Raw genomic sequence first — 16652 nt, forward strand, 5'->3', positions numbered from 1 at the left:
CAGCTTAAATTTAAACCCAAAGGACCTAAATTGTATCGCTTCGCTCCGTCGCCCACCGGCGATATGCATATCGGAAATTTACGCGCGGCTATTTTTAACTACATCTGCTCGCTGCAGGATCAAAGCGGCTTTATTTTGCGCATCGAGGATACCGACACTGCGCGCAATATCGAAGGCAAAGATCAAGAGATCATCGAAATTTTAAAGCGCTTCGGTATCTCATGGCAGAGCCTGTATTATCAAAGCAAAAATTTAAAATTTCATCAGCAGTTCGCAGCCAAGCTACTTGCCGAGAAAAAGGCGTTTTGCTGTTTTTGCAGCGAGGAGGAGCTTGAAGCGAAAAAACAAGCCGCCAAGGACGCGGGCGAGGCTTATCGCTACGACGGACACTGCGAGTATTTAAACGACGAAGAGGTGCTAAACTGTGAGAAGCCCTTTACCATCCGCCTTAAAAAGCCTGATCATGCGCTGGAATTTACCGACGCGATCAAGGGCCGTATCGCATTTGAGCCGCAGAATATCGACAGCTTCGTCATCATGCGCGCAGACAAGACGCCTACATATAACTTCGCCTGCGCCTGCGACGATATGATGCAGGGCGTGAGCTTCGTAATCCGCGGCGAGGATCACGTCTCAAACACCCCGAAGCAAAACTGGATCCGCCAAAGCCTTGGCTACGAAGGCGAGATCAAATACGCGCACCTGCCGATCATATTAAATTCCGAAGGCAAAAAGATGAGCAAGCGCGAAGCTAGCTCCTCGGTAAAATGGCTACTTCAAAGCGGCTACCTGCCCGAAGCGATTGCGAATTATCTGATCCTACTGGGTAACAAAACGCCGCGCGAGGTATTTAGCATGGATGAGGCGGTGGAGTTTTTCGATATCGCTAAAATTTCAAAAAGCCCGGCAAAATTTGACGAGGACAAACTCGCCTTTATAAACCGAGAGCATATCAAAAGAGCGAGCGAGCAGCGATTGGCGGAGCTTTTTGAGCTCGAGCCGAAATTTGCGCCTTTGATAAAATTTTACACTCAAGAAGCGAGCCTTATCCCACGTATCAAAGAGAAGATCGCAGCGATCTACGGCGCTAAAGATATCCCGCAGGAGTGGGCGACGCAGGCGCAGGCGCTGCGAGAGGCGATCTTAAATTTATTAAGCTCAAACGATGCAGCAGCAGAATTTAATGATTTCAAAGCGGCGCTCTCGCAGGCTACAAATTTAAAAGGTAAGAGCCTGTTTATGCCGCTTAGGTTTTTACTGACCGGCGCACCTCACGGACCGGAGCTTAGCGAGCTGTATCCGCTGATCCGCGCCGATTTAAAGGAGATCATATGCTAGCAAACAGCCTGATCTACGGTGCGCTCATAACCTTGCACTACGTGATTCAAGCTTATATGATGCTAATTTTCGTCGCCTGCGTTTTGAGTTTCATCCGTCCAAATCCGTTCGGTAAATTTTATAAAATCGTCCGCGCGATCTCTGCGCTTACGGAGCCTGCGTTTGCATTGGTGCGCCGCTATCTGCCTACGACTTTCGGCGGGTTTGATCTTTCGCCGCTTCTTATCCTGCTCGTGCTTAATTTCTTTGACAGCGCGATAATCTATATCATCAATAGGACGGTCATTTGAAAATATTTCTGAAATTTAGCCTTGTTTTAGGACTGCTGTGCGCCGCAAGTAGCGGTAAAATTTTAAGCTACGAACAGATCAAAGACGAGCCAAAATCCCTAGCTAAGGATTATTACATCTATCGCCTAATAGATGAGACGAAATACAACAAAGCGGAGATTAAAATTTTAAAACAAAGTATCTTTCGCTACAAAGGCAAACTAAAAGAGAAGCTAGATAGAATTTTCGGCGCCATTCGCCCTCCTAAGCGTCCGGATCGCTGCGCAGGAGTAACGGCGGCAAATATTTTAGATGCAAATTTAACCTGCAAAAAGGCGCGCTCATATCCAAATTTTATCGCCAAGCTAAGCCCGTCGGTGCGCGAGACGCTCGCTTCGCAGCTTGAAAAGTACCAAGACGCAGCAAGTAAAAACGCCGTAAATTTACTGCGCGGATTTAACGACGAAAATCCGAGCGAGTATTTTATGCAAAGTCGTAACGCGCAAAACTACTTTTTATATTACGACTACTTAAAAGATGCGGGCAAAGACGCTCTGATCGACATCGACGCTGATGCGACCTTCGTTACCGGCCTAAGCGCTCAACCAAGCTTCAAAGCGGTTCTCAACGACGCGCTAATCAACCGCAAATACCCACACTTGCGCCGCTCGCTCACGGGCGTCGATCCGCTAACCGCGGAGAAGGACGTAGCGTTTATGCTGGGCGTAAATGCCGTAATGCAGGGCGATGAAGGGGCTGCGCTTGCATTTTTTAGCCGCGCAGCAGCGAGCTTTGAGAAGCCTCACGACGTGCACAATGCGAAATTTTGGATCTACCTGCTAAATGGAGATCAAAACGTCTTGCGCCAGCTTGCTAGCAGCGATTATTACAGCCTCTACGCGCTTTATGCCAAGGAGGTCTTAGGAGATAGGAATTTAAACATAATCATCCCAAATCCTGCTAAAAATTCCATCGAAGGCTACGATATTACCGATCCTTTCGCTTGGGTTCGCACGAAAAATAGCGCTGATCGGATGTCTCGCCCGCAGCTTTTGGAATTTGCCAAAAAATTCGATACTAAGCAAAGCATCGGCGAGTACTCATACATCATGAATAAAGCAAGCGGCGGTAAGGATAACTTCTATCCGACGCCGTTTATGGAGTATATCGGCGACGGCGATAATCGCCGCAAGGCGCTTATTTTAGCGCTCGCTCGCCAAGAGAGCCGCTTTATCCCAAGTGCCGTTTCTACCTCGTATGCGCTAGGGATGATGCAGTTTATGCCGTTTTTGGCTAACGACATCGGCAAAAAACAGCTTGCGATCGCAGGCTTCGATCAAGACGATATGTTCCGCCCCGAGGTCGCTTACCGCTTCGCCAACATCCACATCGACTGGCTGGAGCGCAAAATTTACAGCCCCGTTTTCATCGCATACGCTTACAACGGCGGGCTTGGGCTCGTGAAAAAGATGCTTCAGCGCGGCGATATGTTTAATAAGGGCAAATTTGAGCCGTGGCTTAGCATGGAACTCGTGCCGTATGCCGAGAGTAGAGACTACGGCAAAAAGGTGCTCGCAAACTTCATCATCTACTCGCAGATCCTCGATCCGCGCGCGAAAGTCTCGGTGCAGCAGGAGCTGCAAGATCTGCTGATACCTAGCAGAAGCGATGATTTCAGATAAATTTACGAGGCGGCGAAATGAAAGCAAAGCGAAATTTTATAGTTAAAATTTTAGCCGCTTCGGCTTTTGTCTGCGAAATTTGCGCGGCGACTCAAAATTTTCGGCTACCAAAGATGCCGCGAAATCGCTGAAAGAGGATGAAATTTTAATCCTTAAAAGCGATCTTGCCGCCGCTAAAAAACAGGGCGGCGCGCTGCAAGAGGTAAATTTAGAGGAAAGAGAGCTTGCAAAAAACGCGCTTAAGCTTCCGTTTGAAATTTACGAGCTGCGCCTTTCTGAGGATCAAAATACGCTCTTTGGCTTGGGCGACGACAAAGGCGGTATCGTCCTGATCGATGTTACCGAGCCGCGCACTCTAAGGCTTGCGGGCATATTTTCTTTTCCGCAGCATGAGCTTGATCCCGCCTACATAGATATCGCGCAGAGCAAAGACGGCAAAAGTCTATTCGTCGCCGATCCGAATTTCGGAATTTATAAACTGGATCTTAGCGACCGAAGAGATATTAAAATTTCGGCCCGGCTTGAGGCGCGATTTGTAAATAAAATAGAACTTTCAGCCGACGGACGCACCCTTTTTGCGAAGGATTTTTTCAGCACCCTTACTGCCTATGACGTAAAAGATGATAAATTTACACAGCTTGCTTATTTTATCGCCCCTTCCAAAGTCACTAAGCGGGAATACGATTACGCTTGCACACCGCATAGATTATCCGAAATAAAGGAGCTCGGCGATCTGAAACTGCTATCTGAGAACGAACTCTTGCTGGCAAGCTGGACGGGGTTTTATATTTTAGATATATCGGATATGCATAGGTACCGCGCAAATGCCGCGCAAAGCTTTAATATCTTAAAGCAGATCCGTTATATCGCCCATCCGTATTTAGAAATTGATAAAATGGCGCTATCCAAAGACGGCAAGCGGGTATTTTCATCAAATTGGAGCGAATTTGGGCTATATGATTTAGGCGAAAACGATACGGCGCAATCAAGCGCGTATTACAGCGGCGCGCATTTAAATAATTTTAAAGTCATAGAGGATCTAAATTTAGCCTACTTGGGTAAAAAAATATCCGAAAAGGGGGAGTTTCCAAGCGTAGATCTAATCGATTTTAGCAACAAACTCGACCCCGCCCCGATAAAAAGATATCTCTTTCCGCAGAGCCTAAAAGGCGTAAGCGTCGAATCTCGCGGCAAATATCTTTTCTTTTCCTATTTTACGAGAAACGGAGCGTTCATAAGCGGGCTTGATCGCGCTTCGTTAAGCTCCGCCGAGAAATCCGCTCAATCTGCGCAGATGCAAAATGAAATTTTAGCCGAAAAAAGCCCCGAAGAAAAAGGCGCGATCTGGGAACTTCCTTACACTAAAAACGGCTTTCGAACCGTTGATAACATAATAAAAAATCTCCGCAAGGATATCTGCTCCTTGCAAGCGCGGACGACGAATACCAAGTCTCGCTAGTTGCGTTAAACGAGCAGGGAGCGGAGCTTTGGCGCAAAAAATTAAATATGGTATCCGCAGCCAATATACCGGTAGCGGCGATGGACTCGTACGCGCTTTTGGATAATCAAATTTTAGACACCGAAACGAAAAAGATAATCTACGAATTTCCGCTTAAATTTAAAGAAGTAGCGAGCTTCGGCGATAAATTTGCCGCGATAGACGAAAACGACGATCTATGCTTTTATGAGAGAGAAAAACTGCTATGGAAGAAAAAGCTAAATATCGCAAAGAGCAAAAGGCCGTTTGACGGCGCCATGACAAAGATAGCCAAAATATCCGAAAGCGAAATCCTGCTCATCATCGAAAAAGACGGATTTTTAAAATTTAACGCCAAAGGTGAGGAGCTTTGGCATAAGAGCGTAAATTTCGCCCGCACGAAGGATGGCGGCGCCTCGAACGAGCTTGTAATGGATCATGGGGCGCAACTGCTAAAAGCAAAGGACGGATCGATATTTCTACTGGCGAAATTCGGCGCAAATATCGCAAAATTCGATGCCTTAGGTAATGAAATTTGGAGAAAGCAAATTTGCGGAAGAGATCGCGGCGTCTGTGATCTGCCCGACACGCTAAACGCAACCTATAAATTAGCAAACTACAAAGACGGGCTACTTTTGATTGGTGCAAACGACGCCTCGGAGGATCAAACGATATTTTTAGAGCTTGATTTGGACGGCAATATATTGAGTGAAAACAAAGCGAAACTGCAAGACTTTTGGCTCAAAAGCGCCGTAAGCACGGATGACGGAGGCGTTTTAATAGGCGGAGACGCCCTTAAAGACGATACGGTCATAATAAAAATTCGCTCCGACCTGCCGCTGGATCAACAAAAGATCAAAAATTTAAACAGATAAACTATCCGCAGCTTATCCGCCGCAAAGGCTGCGACAAGTTTAAATTTAGCCGCTTTGCAGCTTGTTTGCTTGTTTGCGATGCTTTAAAATTTCGTAACTTCAGATATGCAAACCGCCGTTTTAAAATTTCGGCAAGTTTTAAATTTTAAATTTACGCTTGTCGACTGCGCCGTTTTAGCTAAATTTAACCGCGTGGCGCAGAACTTACGGATGCGAAATGATTTAATCGTGATTTAAATCGTACGACTCCGCGAGTACTTTAAAATTTAGCGATCAAATTGCTATTTAAAAAGCCCTTTGATCTTGCCGAAAAGCGACTTTTCGCCGCCTGCGGAGGTTTCATCTTCATGATCTTCTGCGGCGGAATTCTCACTGCCGCCTTCTATCGTATCGCCGCTGCACGGGACGGAATTCTCGCCGCTTGCCTTAATTGCGCCGCCATCCGCTTCCATCACACTGCCGCCGCCCGTTACATCGACACCGCGCGAGGTAAAATTCTCTCTGACCATCCTAACGCCTCCGCCTGTATTGCTACGCTCTATCGCCTCGCCGATCTGCTGCGCCGCAATATCCGCGTAGATCAGCGCGCCCTGCGGATCACAATTAAAAAGATTTGAAAACGACTCGGACCTATTCAGATCGATCGGATTGGGCTCAACCACCTCGGTAGCCTCAAGTAGTCCCACTTCAAGCTCGCGCGCCAAATTTAGCGCCTTTAAAAACACGGGCAAATTCTGCGCATAAAACTCATCTACGGCGGATTTAACCTCGCCGCCCGCCTCATAATCGCGCAGCAGTTTCTGCACGTTATCGGCGCCAAGATACGCGCCGCAGCAGTAATTCTCGACGATCTCGTTGTGAATTTCACCGCTAAACTCCGCTAGAAATTCCGCCGGCAAAACCTCACGCCAATCGCTTATGTAGGATTTAAATTTAGAGCTTTGCTCCGCCAAAAAGCTAAACGCCGTGCCGCGCGTGTAAAAATACTCTCTAAAATAGCCCTGCGCCACGGCTATATGAAATCCGTGCGTTTTATTAAAAATCCCCTGCGTGCCGTACTGCAGCGCCGAGCGGAAGCCGTCCGCGTATTTTTCTGCGTAAAATTCATCCATCCCCGCTTCGCGCGCGATTTTAGCGATAGCCTCAAAATCTCCCCTCTGCGCAAGCTTTAGCGGCTTAAAATACCACTGTAAAATTTCATCTTTGCCGATCGCGTGGTAGCTTATGTCGTAACCCATCCTCTCTCCTTTAATCTTTCAGATCGATCTGCGGGTGCCAATACAGCGACTTTGAAACTTTGCGAAATTTCATCGTGGCACCCAGACCATTTGAGGTGCGGTAGCTAAGCACCAGCTCGTCCTTATCGCTCTTAGGCGCGGTGATCTTGTAGCGGCTTGACCAAGCGATCTTAAAAAGCTCCTTTTGCAAAAGCGGATCTCCGTCGTGCAGCGGCACTACGTTTGCGTTTACGCCGTTAATTTGAACCGCGCCGATCTGTACTTCTTTAGGATAGGATGCGAGCAAAAACACCTCGTCTCCAGCGGCGTTTCTAAGCTCGGGCGCTACGGGATTTAGATAGGTCGCCACTGCCAAATAGCGATCACCCGCGCGCACCGATTCAAATTTTTGCGTATAAGCAAGAAACTCGTTTTTAAGCGGATCATGACGGGGATCGTTTGCGGAGCAGGAGTTTAAAAATAGCGCTAGCGCGGCTAGGAGCGCGCCCTTTAGCAGGCCGTTTAGCGCGCCACTAAAATCAAATTTCTTCATCGATCTTCCTTTGAAATTTTAGGCGCATTTTAACGAATTTTGCTTTTTAAAAGGCTAAATTCGCTACAATCTGCTCATCTTAAAAAGCCGGATTTTAAAAATGAAAAGACTTGTTATCGCATTTTCAGGCCCTTCCAACAGCGGCAAAACGACGCTAATCTGCAAGATCGCTAAAATTTTTATCGCTAGCGGGCTTCGGACTGCGATCGTAAAGCACGATCCCGGCGATAAGGCGCGCTTTGACGTAGAGGGCAAGGACAGCGCCAAATTTAGCGAGCTCGGCGCCGAGACCGTCGTGATGAGCCCTACGCGGACGAGCTATTTTTCGCAGCGCTGTATGCAGATTGACGAGGTCGTGCGGATGCTAGGAGAGTTTGACATCCTGCTCGTAGAGGGGCTAAAGACGCTGCCGCTGCCGCGCATAAGCCTGTTTCGCGACAAGATCGATCCGGCGTATCTGCCATTTTCGGACGCGATCGCTTCAAATTTAAGCGGCGAGCAGATGGATAAATTTTGCCGCGTAAATTTCAATATCAACGACGCTGCGGGCATTAGCGAATGGATCTTAAAAAACGCCAAAAAAATGTAAAGGAATAAAATGCAAGAGATCGTAAAATCAATCCAAAATATCGCGCTACAAATCGCCGAGGAGCTGAAATACGCGGACTTCGGCTACACCGATCATCACAACAGCACGGGCGATACGCAGCTCAAACTCGACGTAAAAAGCGACGCCATAATCGAGGCGGAATTTCGCAAAAACCCGCTCGTACGCGCCCTAATCAGCGAGGAGAAAGATGAGACGCTAGAGCTTAGAAAGGATGCGCGCCTAATCGTCGCTTATGATCCGCTCGACGGCTCGAGCTTGGTGGACGTAAATTTTGCCGTGGGCTCGATATTTGGCATCTACGAGGATGAAATTTCGCCCGCAAGCTTAAAGGCGGCGATCTATTGCATCTACGGACCGCGCCTTGAGATGGTCGTTTGCGAGGACGCACCGAAGCTCTACCGCCTAAATCGCGAGGGCAAATTTAGCTTCGTAAAAGACCTACGACTGAACGAAAAAGGTAAGCTAAACGCCACGGGCGCGACGCAAAAGGGCTGGAGCAAACCGCACCGAAAGCTCGTGCGGGCGCTGTTTGACGAGGGTTACCGCCTACGATACAGCGGCGCGATGGTAAGCGACCTGCATCAAATTTTATTAAAAGGCGGCGGACTTTTCAGCTACCCCGCTACCAGCGACCATCCGCTCGGTAAGCTTCGCGTAACCTTCGAAGTGCTACCGTTCGCGTTCATCTTCGAGCGCGCCGGAGGCGCCACCAGCGACGGCGAAAACGGCTCGCTTTTGCAGCTTAAAATCGAGAAAATCCACCAAAGCAGCCCTTGCTTTTTCGGCTCGAAGTACGAGATCGCGAAGATGCATGAAATTTACGGCGGGAAAAACTGATGGCGGATACCGAGGTCGCTGCGCCGCGCGACGTTTACGACGAAATTTTGGATAAAAGCTTAGCCGCGCTGCAAGCGTGTCAAGCCGAGCACAACCTCACCAGCTGCCTGGAGTGCGAGAAGCTGCTAGATTGCGCGGTACGCGACAAATACGTCAAGGCGGTCTATGAGAGCATGTCGCACGGCGCGACGGGGGATTTTTCGTTTTAAAACGTACTTTTGCGGCGTGATGGGGATTTTTGACGGACTTTGGCATAAATGCACCCCGTCGCCTTCCTCTTGCAGGCGCATAATTTTTATGAAGCGGGCTTTGCACGCAAGATCTCTGTAAACCAAGCTACGACGCAGAATTCGCTCGGAATTTGCTATGCGATGCGAATTTGATCCGGCGGCGCATAGGTTCTTACTTTGCAGCACGGAATTTACCCCACTGCGAAACGATAAAATTTACGGCACGATTTGGCATTGCGGCAGGGTCTACTCTGCAGCGCATCTGTTTTGCGGACCAGGTTTTGGGGCTGCCGATAAAACTTAAAATGAGGGCGTAGCTAAATTGCAGGCGTGCGGCTAAATTTCAAACGCACATACGGTTAATTCAGCACGCGGCTAATTGAAGCGGACAAACGTTGATCTCGGGCTCCGCGGTCAGATAGATTTTTAAAATTTGTAGATAAAATTTTAAGACAGGCGGAACGGCGGGGTTGTATCCTTCGTCGAGTTTTTAAAATTTACGGATAAAATTTTAAGGCGCGAAATTTTACTTCGCAAAATTTTAGCTGCGATCATGAGCCGTTTATGAGTGCAAATACGCGAATGTCTGAAGTACGCAAAATAAAATTTCGGCGGGCTAAATTTTACCGCCGCGATCTTTAAATTTACGCGATTAAAATTTACCGACTTGCGCAAGCCGTCGTTCGTCGCCAATCTTTTGCTAGTTTAAATTTTGCCTTGTTAAATTTAGCTCACGACTAGAGTGACGGCTCTGCTACCGGCGATGAAATTTAAATTTTGCCTTGCGGAATTTAACTCGAAAACTTAGCGACGCAGCAAAACGGCAAATTTTGCCTCACAAAATTCGAGCCGCAAATTTAAACTACAAATTTAAACCGCGATCCGCGCATTGAAATTTAAAAGCTAAATTTAAAGTCTAGTGAGCGGGTCCGTCGCACGAATACTCGTATAATTCAAGCACATAATGCTCATATTGAAATTTTGCAACTGAGCGTGTATGTGAAGCGCTCGTTAAAATTTCAAAGCCGAGGCACATGCAACCGCTCGCGTTAAAATTTTAAAATTAAGGCGCATTACGGCGACGATTGCGTTAAATTTAAAAACCGATCGGCTGGCGCGCGGAATTTTAGAATTGATCCATTCGCGAAGCTGTGCGTCATCGATCTGTTCGCAAAGGCGCGCGTCATCGCTCTATCTGCAGCGCCGCGCATTGAAATTTTAGAGCAGATTTGAGGAGTATAAGCAGAGGATGCAGCCATTCGTACAAGGGGTTTTGATGGGGCTGGGCGTTAGCGTGCCGATCGGCCCGGTAAACGTGCTGATAATGTCCTACGCGCTGCGAAGTTACACCAAGGCGCTGTGCCTGGGCCTCGGTGCCATGAGCGCGGATATGCTGTATCTAGCGCTATCGGCGTTTGGTATATCGCAGTTAGCTAAAATCCCGATCGTTTTTGCCTGCATATCGGTATTTGGCGCATGCTTTTTACTCTACACGGCATACAAGATCTGGCATGGCACGGCTAGTTCGGTGCAGCCTGCAAGCGTCGAGGCTTGCTCATGCGCGGCGCTTTACGGCAAAGGCTTTTTGATAAATTTACTAAATCCATACGTCATTATGTTTTGGCTCAGCGTCTCTGCCGGCACCGCGCGAGCAGATTTTGCGCTTGCCCTTGCGGGGCTTGTAAGCGGAATCTTAGCTTGGATCACGCTTTTTCCGCTTGCGATATATCTAGCTCGTAGCAAGCTTCCAAACATAGTAGTGCGGGCGTTTGCATATATCTCGGCGTTTATTTTGGTATTTTTCGCACTAAAGCTTTTATACGCTATAATTTTTGCTAAAATTTAAACCAAAGGATGGCTTATGAAACCGATTGAAATTCTAAAAGAGCTCATCAAATTCCGCTCGCTCACGCCTAGCGACGACGGAGCTTTCAACTACGTCTCGATGCTGCTGGCAGACTTTAGCGAGGATAGATTCGAGCTAAACGGCGTAACTAACGCGATTTTTACCAAGCGCTTCGGACAGGGTCCGCATCTGTGCTTTGCCGGACACATCGACGTCGTGCCGCCGGGCGAGGGTTGGGCGAGCGATCCGTTTGTGCCGGTGGAAGCGGAGGGCTTTTTATACGGGCGCGGCGCGCAGGATATGAAAAGCGGCATCGCAGCGGCAATCTGCGCGCTAGCGGCGGCACACGATTTTAAGGGCACGCTAAGCCTACTACTAACCAGCGATGAGGAGGGTGACGGCATCTACGGCACGCGCGAAATGCTCTCTAAATTGCGCGAGCAAGGTGCCCTACCCGACTTCGCAGTCGTTGCGGAGCCTACATGCGAAGTGCGCTTCGGTGATACCATTAAGATCGGCCGTCGCGGCTCGATTAACGGCATCCTCACACTCACGGGTATCGGCGGGCACGCCGCATATCCCGCCAAATGCATCAATCCTGTCCACATTTTAGCGCCGGTGCTAGCAAGCCTCGCGGGGCATGATCTGGACGCGGGTAGCGAGGATTTCGCTCCAGCCAAGATAGTCATCACCGACATTCACGGCGGTTCGCAGGTCGTAAACGTAACACCCAAGGACGTGCGCGTGATGTTTAACGTCCGCGGCGGCGTAGGATTGGGGCTAGAGGACGTGCGAGACTACGTACTGAGGTTATTTGAGCTGGACGCAAAAGATGCGCTATGCAACGAAAGCGAATCCTGCGGCAAGCTAGAAATGAGCTGCACCGCGCAGCTGCGAGCAGGCGCGTCGCTACACCTCGCGCTAAAAAGCTCCTCAAAGCCTTTTTTAACTCAGCGAGGCTCCAAAATCGTGCAAAAACTAAGCGCTAGCGTGCAGAAGATCTGCGGCGCAGCAGCCGAGCTAAACACCGCAGGCGGCACGAGCGACGCGAGATACTTCGCGGAGTTTGGCGTGGAGACGGCGGAGTTTGGCGTGCGAAACGACACGATCCATCAGATCAACGAACGAGTAGAGATTAGCGACGTCGAAAATTTAGCTAAAATTTTTAGCGATCTGATGGAAAATTTTGGCTAATTTAGGAATTTGGCAAAGCTACGTAGATTTGATAAAAATTCTGCGTTCTACCAAGCTTTGCTGAATTTGCTGGGGTTTTCGCTCGTAGTTGCTTGGCAAATTTTATCTTTGCCGCGCGTCTTACGTAAGAATTTCGCTCTGCCGCGCCGCTTTTGCTAAGAATTTTATCTGCAGCACGCTCACCGCTTTTACGATTACTTTGCTATGCAACACTATGCAACGTCGTTTTCGCAAGAAAGAAGCCTTAGCTAAACGTCGCCACTTCGAAGGTGAGCTTTGACGACGATAATGCTGCCCCTACTAGGATTTTTTATAAAAATGCTGCTTCTGCGAGAATTTCAGCAAATAGCGCGATCTTTGCGCAAAATTCATCTCGCTCTCTTTGCGTAGAATTTCATCTTCGCTAGGTGACTCTAGCGGCATACTGCTGTACTTTGCCGTCTTCGGAAAAATTTTATCTTTGGCGAGCCCGCTGCTTACGCAAGAAGCTTGGCTAAGACAATGCTGCTTCTGCCCCCCCCAAGATACCGCCCGCTTCGTGGATTTATAGAATTTTATTTAGTCACGTTGCCGCTGAGATAATTCCGCCCCGCCTTACCACTTCTGTGGAAATTTTACCCCGCTTCGGCAAGCGCAATTAAAAATTTACTTTGCCTTAATACGGCGGCGTTCAATTTTACCCTTGCAGCGCGGTGACGCAGAATTTTTAGGCTATGCAAAATTCTGCCGCAAAACCTTGCTTCCTTGCCTATTTTCACGAAAGGGACTCAAAATTTTGCTGCTTTACGCGCTGCCGCACTAAATGCACGCAAGATGAAAATTTATCGAAGGATTTCAGAGCGTAATTTCGCGAGGCTAAATTTTATCACTGCGAAAAATTTCAACCGCTCATAGCAGGCGTCTAAGGCGCGATAAATTTAAAATTAGGGCTTTAAGTCAGCATAGCAAGTTTCGCTTCTTGCAAAATTTTAACTGCCTTGGTCGCCGCAAAACTAGAAATTTACAAAATCGCTTTATGAAATTTCGCAGCGCCGCGCGGTAAAATTTTAAAATCAGCGCCGTGCCTGCAAGGCATAATTTAACGGAATTTTACTTGCCAAATTTGGCTAAGCTTTCTCTTTCGAAGTTTAGCAGCCACGCTTTGGTCGCTACGCCGCCCGCGCCGCTGTATCCTCCGAGCCCGCCCGCAGCTACGACGCGGTGGCACGGCACGATGATGGGAATTTTGTTTTTGCCGTTTGCGCCGCCTACTGCGCGGCTTGCGTGCGGTCTGCCGATAGCCCGGGCTAGCTCGCCGTATGTTACGACCTCACCATAAGGGATCTCTAAAAGCGCACTCCACACGGACTTTTGAAACTGCGTGCCGTTTTGGCTCAGTTTAACGCTGAAGCTCTCAAGCTCGCCCCTGAAATAGGCGCTAAGCTCGTCGGTGCAAAGAGCCAAATTCTTTCTTAAATCGCTAAGCCTTAAATCGCGTCCTTTATCATCCGCTGCACGTACAAAGCCGAATTTAAGCTCTGCGTCGTGTTTTTTAAAGATCTCATCATTGGGCCCGCAGACAGAGCTTTTGACCCAGTCGATATTGCAGATCCCGATCTCGTCATCCTGAATTTCAAGCATTCCAATAGGCGAATTAAAAAAGGCTTTTTGCATCTCAATCCTTTCAAATTTTTACTGGTTTGATCAAAAAAATTTTAAAAAGCGCTTGTTGCGGTGCGAGCTAAAGCTCGAAAACGATGGAATTTCATGCGGTAACGCGAATTTTTTAAAATTTATACGCAAGGCGCCGCAAAGCCTCTACTCAAACCGCATGATGTTTACTAAAACCCCGTCGAAAACGTCTTGCTTAAAAAGCTTGATCTCGCGCACGATATCTGCATTGTCGTCGTCGATGACGCCGTTTTTGACGAGGCTGTCCTCGATGAGCTTAAATATAAAGGCGTGGTTGCTGACGTCAGAGATACCGCTTTTAAAGCCCATTTCAAGGCGTACCGGCACGCCTATGTGCACGCCGCGCAGATCCTTGGCGATGTAAAGATCGGCGATCGTGCGCACCATCTTTTTCGCCGTTTGGTAGTTCGCCGTGGATGACAAAATATCATTAAGACCGAAATTCTCCATCAAAAGTGGAATACGAACGCGCGCCAAAACCCCTTCGCCAGGCTCGCTCGCGCTCTTTTTCAAAAACGAAATTTTAATCCTATGCGCGATGCCTATGAAACGCGGCTTAAGCTCGATGAGCCTAGCTTTAGACGTTTGCGGTAGCGAGATAGGACGCGAAGTGCTTGCAATAGGCAGAGCCTGCGGACGCCCCGTCAAGCGCGCGCGCTCTTTCGCAGGCGCTTTGCGCGCAGGCTTGCCATAGAAATTTACGGGCTTAGTCGCAAAAGTTGATTCGCTCCCAAAAGCAGCAGACGCGGGCTCATCACCAAGCGCCCCCTCCGCCATAGAAGAAGCAAACGTAGAATTCTCACCCGTTAACGCAGACTGCGCGGATTGCTCAAATTCGGGCACAAATTTATTTCCTGCTTGCGGTGGCAAATTTAAAGGCTGCCACTCTTGTGCGGAGATTTTCTGCGCTAAATTTTGCTCGTCGGAATTTTTTAGCGCGTAATTTTGCCCTTTTGCCAAAAATATTGAATCCTCACCGACTAAATTCTCATCTTGAGGCGCGAATTCCAAGGCATTTTCTAAGGCAAAATTTGCGGCACGGCGGCTAGCGAAATTAGCGCTTTGCCCCTTGGAAAACTCGGAGCCTTGAGGCCCACAATCATTTGTGCACTTTATATCAAGCGCAGAATTTACGAAAGTGGAATTTTTTGATGCAGAGCTTTGTGCCGTAGAATTTTTACTTCGTAGGTTCGCGTCCTGCTCTGCTAAAAACGAATTTTCAGCTGCAAAATTCTCCGTTTGCGCCATAAAATTAGAATTTTGCGATTCAAATGCGGAATCTTTCACGAGCGCAGAGCTTTGCGGCATAAATTTGTCACTCCTCGCATTTTCGCTCTCTTCGAAACTAGCAGCAAGCCCCACGCTCATGTCATCCTGCGCAGCATCATTTTGCAAAATTAAATTCTCGCACGACGTATCCCACGCGGTATCTACGCAAAATTCCGCCCGAGCCGCACCATAAAATTCTGCTTGCGAAACATCTTGAAATTCTGCCCTAGAAGTAAAGCCTTGCGCGCTCTGAGCGCTACGCGCAGAAAAATCTCGCTCGCCACACCTTGCATTTATGGCATACGAAGTCTTTGCCAAGCTGCCGCCAGCCTCGGGCGAAACTGCGCTTAAATCTCCTTCGCAAAAGCTACCAAAATCGCAGGCGTCGTCAAGCTCCGCATAGCCATCCGCCGTGCGGAGACGATCTGCGCGGGCTTTCTTTTTGGGCGTAGAAGAGAGCGTGAGCCTGCCTGCAAGCTCGCGTCCGCCAGAGTTTAAAATCCCAAAAATTCTAGCTCTAAAACGCTCAAACTGCTCGCCACTGAGCGAAATTTTGTCGTTTAGGCTCTGCACGCCGAAGTCTGCAGCGGTAAAATTTACGATCGCTCCGTCCCTACTCGCGACGCGCACGCGGCCTTTGACCGAGCCTTTTAGCTTAAAATCGCTGCCTGCGAGAATTTTTTTCATTAATTCCTTCGGATTGTAGGGCATTTTAGCGCTCACCAAAAACCACTTCATTAAATTTAGCGACGAAGCTTAGCGGATTGACGCTCACGCCGTTGATCGCGATGCCGAAGTGCAGATGTGGGCCGCTAACTCTACCGCTCTCGCCCGAAAGTGCGATTTCATCGCCTTTGTGAACGTGATCGCCAAGCGCCACTTTGATCTCGCTTAGATGATAGTACTGCGAATAGATGCCGCCGCCGTGATCGATCACGACCGAACCGCCCGCGTAGTAGCGGTCTTTGGCGATGACTACGACGCCGTCGTTGGCAGCGCGCACTGCAGTGCCTACTGCGGCGCGATAATCGGTGCCGCTGTGATAGCTTTTAAGCTCGCCATTGAAAGTGCGGGCATTGCCGAATGCAGAGGTTATTTTGGAGTTTAAAGGCAGCTCAAACGGCGTGGAAAAAAGATAGCGCGGCGTGGTGATCGCATAGATCGCGTTGGCTTCGTCGAGCTCTTTTTTGATACGCGCGGCGGCTTCTTTAGGCGGTTTAACTTTACCCGGAGCGACACTTAGGGCCTCTTTTTTATACTCGCCCTTTTTCAAAGCGACGATCTGCTCGTGACTGCCGCTTTGATCTACTATTCGCAGCGCGAAATCTCCCTTAGCACGGTAATTCGCTGCTAAAACGGCGATTTTATTGTTAGAATTTGGAGCCTCGATAAGGGGGATTTTCTTTGAGCCAAAGCTCAACTCGGTTGTGCTTTTATCTAATTTTAAGATAATAACGTCACCGTTTACTATGTCTAAAGCGAAAATTTTGATCGCCAAAAGTGCAAAAATAGCTAGAAATTTCATAAATTTTCCAAAATTCGTTATTTTTCATCAATTTTTTGTTAAAAATTAGCTAAAACAAA

Annotated in this window: 18 protein-coding genes; 11 read left to right on the forward strand and 7 right to left on the reverse strand. The window is 48.4% G+C overall.

What is annotated here, in order from left to right; genetic code table 11:
* The first annotated feature begins 30 nt into the window (after nucleotides 1–30).
* The 5 genes from gltX to Q0600_RS06245 all read left to right on the forward strand — a co-directional run bounded on the left by gltX (nucleotide 31) and on the right by Q0600_RS06245 (nucleotide 5641).
* Nucleotides 31–1338, forward strand: coding sequence for a glutamate--tRNA ligase (gltX, locus tag Q0600_RS06225; RefSeq protein WP_298758173.1), 1308 nt, complete (start codon nucleotides 31–33; stop codon nucleotides 1336–1338).
* On the forward strand, nucleotides 1332–1628 hold the full coding sequence (locus Q0600_RS06230; protein ID WP_298758176.1) for a YggT family protein: 297 nt from the start codon (nucleotides 1332–1334) through the stop codon (nucleotides 1626–1628). Before gltX ends, Q0600_RS06230 begins: the two co-directional genes overlap by 7 nt.
* Nucleotides 1625–3289 carry a lytic transglycosylase domain-containing protein gene (locus Q0600_RS06235; protein ID WP_298758179.1) on the forward strand — a complete coding sequence of 555 codons (1665 nt, stop codon included), beginning with the start codon at nucleotides 1625–1627 and terminating at the stop codon, nucleotides 3287–3289. Before Q0600_RS06230 ends, Q0600_RS06235 begins: the two co-directional genes overlap by 4 nt.
* A gap of 79 nt (nucleotides 3290–3368) precedes the next feature.
* On the forward strand, nucleotides 3369–4748 hold the full coding sequence (locus tag Q0600_RS06240) for a hypothetical protein (protein ID WP_298758181.1): 1380 nt from the start codon (nucleotides 3369–3371) through the stop codon (nucleotides 4746–4748).
* A gap of 80 nt (nucleotides 4749–4828) precedes the next feature.
* On the forward strand, nucleotides 4829–5641 hold the full coding sequence (locus Q0600_RS06245; protein ID WP_298758183.1) for a hypothetical protein: 813 nt from the start codon (nucleotides 4829–4831) through the stop codon (nucleotides 5639–5641).
* Between the two features lie 281 nt (nucleotides 5642–5922).
* Here the strand turns inward: Q0600_RS06245 and Q0600_RS06250 are convergent, their stop codons facing one another.
* Together Q0600_RS06250 and Q0600_RS06255 are read right to left on the reverse strand one after the other, a co-directional pair.
* A complete protein-coding gene (locus tag Q0600_RS06250) occupies nucleotides 5923–6879 on the reverse strand; it encodes a hypothetical protein (protein WP_298758186.1) in 957 nt (318 codons plus the stop codon).
* Nucleotides 6880–6889: 10 nt separating this feature from the next.
* Nucleotides 6890–7411, reverse strand: coding sequence for a hypothetical protein (locus Q0600_RS06255; protein WP_298758192.1), 522 nt, complete (start codon nucleotides 7409–7411; stop codon nucleotides 6890–6892).
* Nucleotides 7412–7511: 100 nt separating this feature from the next.
* Between Q0600_RS06255 and mobB the strand changes: the two genes are divergently transcribed.
* From mobB to Q0600_RS06275, 4 genes are all read left to right on the forward strand, one after another.
* Nucleotides 7512–8000: a molybdopterin-guanine dinucleotide biosynthesis protein B gene (gene mobB, locus Q0600_RS06260; RefSeq protein WP_298758194.1), complete on the forward strand. Its 489-nt coding sequence runs from the start codon at nucleotides 7512–7514 to the stop codon at nucleotides 7998–8000.
* Between the two features lie 9 nt (nucleotides 8001–8009).
* The gene (locus Q0600_RS06265) at nucleotides 8010–8858 is read left to right on the forward strand and encodes a class 1 fructose-bisphosphatase (protein WP_298758196.1); all 849 of its coding nucleotides are present in this window, start codon (nucleotides 8010–8012) and stop codon (nucleotides 8856–8858) included.
* The gene (locus Q0600_RS06270) at nucleotides 8858–9067 is read left to right on the forward strand and encodes a hypothetical protein (RefSeq protein WP_005872202.1); all 210 of its coding nucleotides are present in this window, start codon (nucleotides 8858–8860) and stop codon (nucleotides 9065–9067) included. Before Q0600_RS06265 ends, Q0600_RS06270 begins: the two co-directional genes overlap by 1 nt.
* Before the next feature lie 157 nt (nucleotides 9068–9224).
* A complete protein-coding gene (locus Q0600_RS06275; RefSeq protein ID WP_298758198.1) occupies nucleotides 9225–9392 on the forward strand; it encodes a hypothetical protein in 168 nt (55 codons plus the stop codon).
* Between the two features lie 143 nt (nucleotides 9393–9535).
* Here the strand turns inward: Q0600_RS06275 and Q0600_RS06280 are convergent, their stop codons facing one another.
* Nucleotides 9536–9781: a hypothetical protein gene (locus Q0600_RS06280; RefSeq protein ID WP_298758200.1), complete on the reverse strand. Its 246-nt coding sequence runs from the start codon at nucleotides 9779–9781 to the stop codon at nucleotides 9536–9538.
* Between the two features lie 556 nt (nucleotides 9782–10337).
* Here Q0600_RS06280 and Q0600_RS06285 point away from each other — a divergent pair.
* Both Q0600_RS06285 and dapE read left to right on the forward strand, forming a co-directional pair.
* Nucleotides 10338–10934 (forward strand): LysE family translocator, encoded by a 597-nt coding sequence (locus Q0600_RS06285; RefSeq protein WP_298758203.1) that lies wholly within the window; start codon nucleotides 10338–10340, stop codon nucleotides 10932–10934.
* Nucleotides 10935–10949: 15 nt separating this feature from the next.
* Nucleotides 10950–12128, forward strand: a complete 1179-nt coding sequence (gene dapE, locus Q0600_RS06290; RefSeq protein ID WP_298758206.1) for a succinyl-diaminopimelate desuccinylase — start codon at nucleotides 10950–10952, stop codon at nucleotides 12126–12128.
* Between the two features lie 300 nt (nucleotides 12129–12428).
* On the opposite strand, the gene Q0600_RS06295 is transcribed toward dapE, so the two are convergent.
* The 4 genes from Q0600_RS06295 to Q0600_RS06310 form a co-directional block, all read right to left on the reverse strand.
* On the reverse strand, nucleotides 12429–12551 hold the full coding sequence (locus Q0600_RS06295) for a hypothetical protein (RefSeq protein WP_298758209.1): 123 nt from the start codon (nucleotides 12549–12551) through the stop codon (nucleotides 12429–12431).
* Between the two features lie 666 nt (nucleotides 12552–13217).
* Nucleotides 13218–13781, reverse strand: a complete 564-nt coding sequence (locus tag Q0600_RS06300) for a methylated-DNA--[protein]-cysteine S-methyltransferase (protein WP_298758214.1) — start codon at nucleotides 13779–13781, stop codon at nucleotides 13218–13220.
* Between the two features lie 144 nt (nucleotides 13782–13925).
* The gene (locus tag Q0600_RS06305) at nucleotides 13926–15755 is read right to left on the reverse strand and encodes a hypothetical protein (RefSeq protein WP_298758217.1); all 1830 of its coding nucleotides are present in this window, start codon (nucleotides 15753–15755) and stop codon (nucleotides 13926–13928) included.
* 25 nt (nucleotides 15756–15780) lie between these two features.
* Nucleotides 15781–16593, reverse strand: a complete 813-nt coding sequence (locus Q0600_RS06310) for a M23 family metallopeptidase (RefSeq protein ID WP_298758220.1) — start codon at nucleotides 16591–16593, stop codon at nucleotides 15781–15783.
* Nucleotides 16594–16652: the final 59 nt, after the last annotated feature.

The sequence above is a fragment of the uncultured Campylobacter sp. genome (assembly GCF_938041645.1).
Taxonomy (GTDB): Bacteria; Campylobacterota; Campylobacteria; order Campylobacterales; family Campylobacteraceae; genus Campylobacter_B.